Raw genomic sequence first — 1,285 nt, forward strand, 5'->3', positions numbered from 1 at the left:
CGGTTGATGATGTTCTCTGGTGCCGGGCTGATCTCGCCCAGGTAAGACGCATACCGTCGCCTCTTGGGTTTTGCAACGACTAGGCTCTCTTGCTTCATCAGCCGCTGACCACCTTTTCGGAGATCGGGCCTTGCTGCCTAGTCAGCGAGGCCTGCAACCTGCGGTAGCCGTAGCAGCGGTGGTTCGACTCGAAGATTTCAGTGATCGCACGACGCGCAGAGAAGTACTTGTCGCCCGCCGCTGCACGGGCCCGATGGTAGAAGTACGAACTACGAGCAAGACCCAACTGTGCAAGGAGCTCTGACAAGCCATAGTGCTCCTTGAGGGCGTCAATCAGCAGTGTCTTCTCCCGGTTGGACAGGAGTTGCAGATCGACGCCCAGGCCTTTTTTTAGCAATTCATTGGCCTTGTTCAAGAGCTCTTGCTCAAGGCGCAGTTGCCTCACTTCGCGCCGAAGTATCTCAACCTGGCGCTCGAGCTCTTCGCGCTCTCGTGCCTGCGGGGATTGATCGGTGTGTTTCATGGATGCGGGTGCCTCACGTCCCAGAAGCTGGTTCTTCCAGTTGTACAACGTTGGTCGGCACACGCCGAGCTTGTTGGCCACTGCCTGTGCACTTTCCTGCCGGGTGCAAAGCTCCATGACTCCGGCCTGCTTCAAGGACTCGGGATACCTTCGTTGGCCCACACTGCCGACGACGGCCCTCCTGGCCTCAGGGAATGCCTCGCGGACCCACTTGGTCAGCGTTCCACGACCGGGGTAACCCAGAGCCCTCATCGTGGCCGCGATGCATCGATCATGGGTGAGGTAGTGCTCGATCGCTGCCGCTTTCTGGGCCGGTGAGAACTTGGGTTCTCGACCTGCGTAGCCGGCTGGCAAATCAAGACGTTGCTCGTATTCACGGAACCAGCCCTTCAAGGAATTCTTGGTGGGGTAACCCAGCTGACGGATGGTCGGTCTGACGCGCTTACCCAGCTTGATGTAGAGCTCAACGGCTCGGATTCGGTCTTCGTAGGAATACATGAACTACCTCTTGGTAGTCCAAGTTTTCGTCCGCACCCCCGGTGGGTCAGCTTTGCGTGGAAATCAACACCAATGTGCAGCTTCATGCCGAAATACCATTGCTGGCCTTTGCGAGTCTGATGCATGTCGGGGTCACGCGCCTTGTCGGCGTTCTTGGTAGAACTGGGCGCTGCGATGATGGTGGCATCCACGATGGTGCCGGTATTGACCTTGAAGCCGCGCTCCTGCAATTGCTGGCCTACCTTGGCAAACAGGGCTTCGCCC

General features: G+C 58.2%; 2 pseudogenes. Both read right to left on the reverse strand.

From position 1 onward, the window contains the following. Positions 1–1,021 (reverse strand): annotated as a pseudogene (locus tag ACOQFS_RS05675) (transposase); the annotation flags it as partial. Positions 1,022–1,062: 41 nt separating this feature from the next. Then, positions 1,063–1,285 (reverse strand): annotated as a pseudogene (locus ACOQFS_RS05680) (transposase); the annotation flags it as partial.

Source organism: Paracidovorax sp. MALMAid1276, assembly GCF_049198005.1.
Taxonomy (GTDB): domain Bacteria; phylum Pseudomonadota; class Gammaproteobacteria; order Burkholderiales; family Burkholderiaceae_C; genus Acidovorax.